A 7,010-nucleotide genomic window follows, 5' to 3' on the forward strand; every position below is an offset into this window, starting at 1 on the left:
TAGTAAAGAGGTAATGAGACTTAACAATAAAAAGTCAGCGTCTTTAGATACTGGCAAATAATTTACGATCATAGTTCTGGTGCATACTGGAAGTTATATTTTAAAATAGGAGTTATATGAAGCAAGCATATTTAATTATTGCCCATAACAAGGTAGAGCAATTAAAATTTTTACTTTCACTATTAGATTATGAAAAACATGATATTTTTATTTTATTTGATAAAAAAGCAACAATTACTGAAAAACAAAAAAATGTACTAAGTCAAATAGTAATGAAATCAAGGGTATTCTTTACAAGGGAAATACCAATTTATTGGGGAGATTATTCTTTAGTAGAAGCAGAGATGGAACTCTTTGAAGCTGCAGCAAAACAAGAACAGTATAGTATGTATCATTTATTATCAGGAGTAGATTTACCTTTAGATACTGCAGAAAACATATATAACTTTTTCGATAGCAGAAAAGAATATAACTTTTTAACGATGGTTTCTGATGAATTATATATTCGAAATAAAGTTTATGAACGTGTAGCGTTTAAAACAATGTTTCCACATCTAACACCAAGAACTGTAAATAATGATTTCTTATGTTTGGTTTTAAAAATTTATAGAAAATTTGAAGTTGAATTGCAAAGAATATTTAAAGTTGATTGTTTTAAAAAGTTTAATTTAGAATTAAAATATGCTTCTAATTGGTGTTCTCTTAACAAGAAGGCAGTAGGTATATTACTAGAAGAAAAGAAATTTATTGCTCGCATTTTTAAAAATACAAAAGTAAATGATGAATTATTTATTCCTACAATTTTACAGAAACATCAGTTATTGGATACAGTTTATTCGGTAGAACCTACAAATGATAAGCCAACTGATTTTCAAGGTAACCTTCGCTATATTAATTGGTGGGATGGAAGTCCACATACATGGACTGATTCTTCTGATGATATTGATCAATTAAAACATGGTAAAGCTTTAGGTCATAAGTTTTCTAGAAAGTTTGATTTGGAAAAGTATCCAGAAATGACAGAATTAATAAAAAAGATTATTCACATGAAAGCTGAGGAACTTTAATATGGAATGGAAGCCAAAAATTTCAATTATAGTACCCATTTATAATGTAGAAGATTACTTGAAGGAATGTTTAGATAGTATACAAAATCAGACCTTTACAGATTTTGAGTGTATTATGGTGAACGATGGATCAACAGATTCTTCTCAAAAAATTGCTGAACAATACTTAGTGGATAATCGTTTTTACTTATTAAATCAACCAAATTCTGGACAAAGTGTAGCGAGAAATAAGGGATTACTATTAGCTAAAGGAGAGTTTATTTGTTTTGTTGATAGTGATGATATTATTCATCCTCGATTATTAGAACTTTTAGTAGCTTATATCCAAGAGGATTTAGATATAGTAGAAGCCGATTTTACAGATAATCTAGATGTTTTTATAGAAGAAAAGTGTTTTAATGTTCAAATTTCTTTCGAAGGATATGGAGAGGAAGTTTTAAAAGCTTGTATTGATACTTGGGCTATTACGCATCAGCCTGTAGCAAAACTCATTCGAAAATCATTGATTGAAAATGTGTTGTTTCCTGAAAATTTAATTTACGAAGATTTATATACTGGTATAGCTTTATTGAAGAAAGTCCGTAAAGCTGTAAAATTAGATTTCTACGGATATTATTATCGACCAAATCCAATGGGTACGATGAAGGGCAGCACGGTAGAAAAGCAATTGGATATATTCCCAATATGTGAATTATTAGAGAGATATTATTCGGATAAAGAAGAATATATGTATTACATTCATACAGTAATTTTTCATCATATTGCACAAAGGTATATGACAATAAAAAAACAGACCAATAAATATGATAAACAGTTTAATCATTGGTTGAATAAGTATTCAAAAGATGCTTATCCTAATGATCATTATTTAAAAATTTATAAATTATATCCTTCAAAATTTTTCTATATTAAAGGTTTGGAACAATTTTATAAAAAAATACTGAGGAAGGCAAATAAAATATTAATACAATTGAAAAAATAGTAATAGTAGTACCAATTTACAATGTTGAAAATTCTATAAAAAGAATCTAAAATATAAAATTTCTAGTAGAAGAAATTTGTTTATCTCAGCAAAAGTAGCATAAAAATAGTTCTATTCAGAACCGATATTTTTAAAACTAAAATCAAAGGAGGAAATGTTAATAATAAGATGAAAGTTATAAAAAATTATATTTATAATTTTTCCAATCAGATTTTGATGTTAATCTTACCTTTTATTACAACTCCATATGTAACAAGAGTATTTACTAGTTCTGAATTAGGAAGTTATGGATATTATAATTCAATTGTTTCATATTTTGCTTTATTAGCAACATTAGGAATAGGGAATTATGCAGTAAAAGAAATTTCTTCTAATTCCTCTAATCGTTCTAAGGTGTTTTGGGAAATATATACTCTTCAATTAGTATTTTCTTTTATATCACTTGGCTTATACATTTTACTATGTCTTGTAAATAATTCTTTTCATAATGTAATTGCATATATTCTTGGAATCACATTGTTATCAAGATTTATTGATATATCATGGTTATTCCAAGGAGTTGAAGATTTTCGTTCGCTTACATTTCGAAGTGTAATGATTAAATTAATTGGAGTAGTTTCTATTTTTGTATTTATTAAAAAAGAATCTGATTTATATTTATATATTTTCTTAATTGTTTTTTATGAGCTATTAGGTCAAGTAATAATGTGGATTCCAGCAAGAAATTGGTTACAAAAACCAGTATTTTCTATGAAAGATAGTATAAAACATCTAAACTCTGTATTTATTTTATTTATTCCTCAAGTGGCAATATCTTTATATGCCTTGTTCGATCGTACCTTACTGGGGGCATTAGTTTCTACAAGAGATGTTGGGATTTTTGAACAAGGAAATAAATTAATTAATCTATTATTGGTAGTTGTTACAACACTTAGTGGAGTAATTTTGCCACATGTTTCCAATTTGATTTCACAAGGTAAAAAGGAAAAAGTAAATCAATTTTATGAATTTTCATTTTTAGTTTATAATACAGTAATTTTTCCACTTATTGCAGGAATGTTAATTGTGAATGATAATTTTGTTCAATTTTTCTTAGGAAGTGAATTTCAAGATGCTAAATATGCCATTATGATTATGGTATGGAAAATGTTCTTTATTGGATGGACGAATATTATGGGGATTCAAATTTTGATTCCACATAATAAACACAAAGAATTTATGGTCTCGACTACGATTCCAGCATTTTTCAGTATTGCCTGTAATCTAGTATTGATTCCGCATTTAGGCTATATTGGTGCAGCAATTACTTCTGTACTGACAGAAAGCGTAGTATGGTGCATTCAATTGTATTATACACGAACTTATCTGAAGGAAGTTCCAATTCTTAGAAATATGTTTAAGATTATTTTAGCGTCTGTGATGATGTATGGTTCGCTGTATTTGCTGAAACCTGTTTTAATATTTGCTCCCGCTCTAAATGTTTTAGTATATGCAATCATCGGCGGAGTAATATATTTAACCATTATTTTATCACTTAAAGTTATCAATCTTGCAGAGCTGAGACAACAGTTTGTTAAAAAATAAAAGGAGAAAAAATGTACGATTATCTTGTTGTTGGTGCTGGTCTCTTTGGTGCAGTCTTTGCCCATGAAGCAGCCTTAAAAGGAAAAAAAGTAAAAGTCATTGAAAAACGAAATCATATCGCGGGTAATATCTATACTCGTGAAGAGGAAGGGATTCAAGTTCATCAGTATGGCGCTCATATCTTCCATACTTCTGATAAAGAGATTTGGGATTATGTGAACCAGTTTGCAGAGTTTAACCGTTATACAAATTCTCCTGTTGCAAATTATAAGGGAGAGATTTATAACCTTCCTTTTAATATGAATACTTTCAATAAACTCTGGGGAGTTGTAACGCCAGCAGAAGCACAAGCGAAGATTGATGAGCAACGTGCGGTTTTAAATGGTAAAACTCCTGAAAATTTGGAAGAACAGGCGATCTCTCTTGTAGGTACAGACATCTACGAAAAATTAATCAAAGATTATACAGAGAAACAGTGGGGCAAACCAACTACGGAACTTCCAGCCTTTATCATTCGCCGTTTGCCAGTACGCTTGACCTACGATAACAACTATTTTAACGATACCTATCAGGGGATTCCAATTGGTGGATATACTCAAATAGCTGAAAAAATGTTGGATCATGAGAACATTGATGTAGAAACAAATGTTGATTTCTTCGCGAATAAAGATCAATATCTGAAAGATTTTCCTAAGATTGTCTTTACTGGTATGATTGATGAATTCTTCGACTATAAGTTGGGTGAACTAGAGTACCGTAGTCTTCGTTTTGAAAACGAGACCTTGGATATGGAGAATTACCAAGGAAATGCAGTTGTGAACTATACGGATGCAGAAACTCCATATACTCGTATTATTGAACACAAACATTTTGAGTTTGGGAATCAAGAAAAGACTATCATTACTAAAGAACATTCTAAAACATGGGAAAAAGGTGATGAGCCTTATTATCCAGTAAATAATGATCGTAATAATCATTTGTATAAATCATATAAAAAATTGGCTGATGAGCAAGGGAATGTTATCTTTGGTGGTCGTTTAGGACACTATCGTTATTACGATATGCACCAAGTAATTGGAGCAGCTTTGCAGTGCGTGAGAAATGAGTTAGATTAAAGAATTAAAACTGTCCCCCAGTTGCTTTTTAGAAATATGATTGATAATTCCTTGACTACCTAATGTAGTTGAGGTTTTTTGATATTATTCATATTTTTGCAAAACTGTTGTTTAAAAAATAATTTTCTAAAATTCAGAAAATTCTATTGACAGGACTTTAAAAAGGGTCTATAATGGATAGAAAAACAAAGGAGAATACTATGAAAACAAGGAAAGTATTGGCTCTTGCGGGAGTCACTTTATTAGCAGCTGGTGTCTTAGCGGCTTGTTCTGGTGGTTCAGCTACTAAAGGTGAGCAGACTTTTGCATTTACCTACGAGACAGACCCAGATAATCTCAACTATTTAACAACTGGTAAGGCAGCGACTGCTGATATTACTAGTAATGTAATTGATGGATTGCTTGAAAATGATAAATACGGGAACCTTATTCCCTCAATGGCAGAGGACTGGTCAGTCTCTAAAGATGGCTTGACTTATACTTATAAGATTCGTCAGGATGCCAAGTGGTACACATCTGAAGGAGAAGAGTATGCTCCTGTTAAGGCTCAGGACTTTGTGACAGGTCTTAAATATGCGACAGATAAGAAATCTGAAGCCCTCTACTTGGTACAGGATTCAATTAAAGGTTTGGACGTCTACGCTAAAGGGGAAAATAAAGATTTCTCTCAAGTTGGGATTAAAGCTCTTGATGATCAAACAGTCCAATACACTTTGAACAAACCTGAAAGTTTTTGGAATTCTAAAACAACAATGGGTGTCTTAGCACCAGTTAATGAAGAGTTTTTGAACTCAAAAGGGGATGATTTTGGCAAAGCTACGGATCCAAGTAGTATCTTGTATAATGGTCCTTATTTGTTGAAATCCATTGTAACCAAATCTACTGTTGAATTTGCGAAGAATCCTAATTACTGGGATAAAGACAATGTCCATATTGACAAAGTCAAATTGTCATTCTGGGATGGTCAAGATACTAGTAAGCCTGCAGAAAACTTTAAAGATGGTAGCCTTTCAGCAGCTCGTCTCTATCCAACAAGTGCAAGTTTCGCAGAACTTGAGAAAGAGATGAAGGACAACATTGTCTATACGCAACAGGACTCTACGACTTATGTAGTAGGAACAAACATTGACCGTCAGTCCTATAAATATACCTCTAAGACTAGTGAAGAACAAAAAACTTCAACTAAAAAGGCTTTGTTAAACAAGGATTTCCGTCAGGCTATTGCCTTTGGATTTGACCGGACAGCTTATGCTTCTCAGCTAAATGGACAAACTGGAGCAAGCAAAATCTTACGTAATATCTTTGTTCCACCAACATTTGTTCAAGCAGATGGAAAAAACTTTGGTGATATGGTCAAAGAAAAATTGGTGACTTACGGGGATGAATGGAAGGATGTCAACCTTGCTGATGCTCAAGACGGTCTGTACAATCCTGAAAAAGCTAAAGCAGAATTTGCTAAGGCTAAGACTGCTCTTCAGGCAGAAGGAGTACAGTTCCCAATTCACCTAGATATGCCTGTTGATCAGACAGCAACTACAAAAGTTCAACGTGTCCAATCTATGAAACAATCCTTGGAAGCGACTTTAGGATCTGATAATGTGGTTATTGATATTCAACAATTACAAAAAGATGACCTATTGAATGTTACTTTATTTGCACAAACTGCTGCTGGCGAAGATTGGGATCTTTCTGATAACGTTGGATGGGGACCAGACTTCTCAGATCCATCAACTTATCTTGACATCATCAAGCCTTCTGTAGGGGAAAATACGAGAACTTACCTAGGATTTGATTCAGGAAAAGACAATGAGGCGGCTAAGAAGGTTGGTCTCAATGATTATGATAAAATGGTCAATGAAGCAGGTGAAGAAACTACAGATGTTACAAAACGTTATAACAAGTATGCCGAAGCTCAAGCTTGGTTGACAGATAGTGCCTTAGTCATCCCAACAACTTCTAAAACTGGTCGTCCAATCTTGTCTAAGATGGTACCATTTACTTTACCTTTCTCTTTCTCAGGTAACAAGGGGACAAACGATCCGCTCCGATACAAATACCTTGAACTTCAAGACAAGGCAGTCACTGCAGATGAATATCAAAAAGCTCAAGATAAATGGATGAAAGAAAAAGGAGAATCCAATAAAAAAGCGCAAGAAGAACTCGCAAAACATGTGAAATAAGATAAGGGCACCTCTAAAAACCTATCCAATGGACACCAAAATATGAGATAATAGCCTTATCATAAGATGAGGTTATTATTTA

5 protein-coding genes are annotated in these 7,010 nt (G+C 32.3%); all 5 read left to right on the top strand.

Features of this window, described 5'->3' with window-relative positions:
- Window positions 1-116 precede the first annotated feature (116 nt).
- The 5 genes from K1I71_RS00760 to K1I71_RS00780 all read left to right on the top strand — a co-directional run bounded on the left by K1I71_RS00760 (window position 117) and on the right by K1I71_RS00780 (window position 6,928).
- The gene (locus tag K1I71_RS00760; protein ID WP_223329920.1) at window positions 117-1,067 is read left to right on the top strand and encodes a beta-1,6-N-acetylglucosaminyltransferase; all 951 of its coding nucleotides are present in this window, start codon (window positions 117-119) and stop codon (window positions 1,065-1,067) included.
- Window position 1,068: 1 nt separating this feature from the next.
- Window positions 1,069-2,049 carry a glycosyltransferase family 2 protein gene (locus K1I71_RS00765; protein ID WP_223329921.1) on the top strand — a complete coding sequence of 327 codons (981 nt, stop codon included), beginning with the start codon at window positions 1,069-1,071 and terminating at the stop codon, window positions 2,047-2,049.
- Window positions 2,050-2,217: 168 nt separating this feature from the next.
- On the top strand, window positions 2,218-3,633 hold the full coding sequence (locus tag K1I71_RS00770) for a flippase (protein ID WP_223329922.1): 1,416 nt from the start codon (window positions 2,218-2,220) through the stop codon (window positions 3,631-3,633).
- Window positions 3,634-3,644: 11 nt separating this feature from the next.
- Window positions 3,645-4,748: a UDP-galactopyranose mutase gene (gene glf, locus K1I71_RS00775; protein ID WP_045604959.1), complete on the top strand. Its 1,104-nt coding sequence runs from the start codon at window positions 3,645-3,647 to the stop codon at window positions 4,746-4,748.
- A 200-nt stretch (window positions 4,749-4,948) separates the two neighbouring features.
- The gene (locus K1I71_RS00780; RefSeq protein WP_223329923.1) at window positions 4,949-6,928 is read left to right on the top strand and encodes a peptide ABC transporter substrate-binding protein; all 1,980 of its coding nucleotides are present in this window, start codon (window positions 4,949-4,951) and stop codon (window positions 6,926-6,928) included.
- Window positions 6,929-7,010: the final 82 nt, after the last annotated feature.

This window comes from Streptococcus mitis (genome assembly GCF_019929545.1).
GTDB classification, from domain to species: Bacteria; Bacillota; Bacilli; order Lactobacillales; family Streptococcaceae; genus Streptococcus; species Streptococcus mitis_BU.

Coding starts and splice junctions, on each gene's coding strand:
- K1I71_RS00770 (WP_223329922.1), top strand. CDS start 2,218: ATGAAAGTTATAAAAAATTATATTTATAATTTTTCCAATCAGATTTTG.
- K1I71_RS00765 (WP_223329921.1), top strand. CDS start 1,069: ATGGAATGGAAGCCAAAAATTTCAATTATAGTACCCATTTATAATGTA.
- K1I71_RS00780 (WP_223329923.1), top strand. CDS start 4,949: ATGAAAACAAGGAAAGTATTGGCTCTTGCGGGAGTCACTTTATTAGCA.
- K1I71_RS00760 (WP_223329920.1), top strand. CDS start 117: ATGAAGCAAGCATATTTAATTATTGCCCATAACAAGGTAGAGCAATTA.
- glf (WP_045604959.1), top strand. CDS start 3,645: ATGTACGATTATCTTGTTGTTGGTGCTGGTCTCTTTGGTGCAGTCTTT.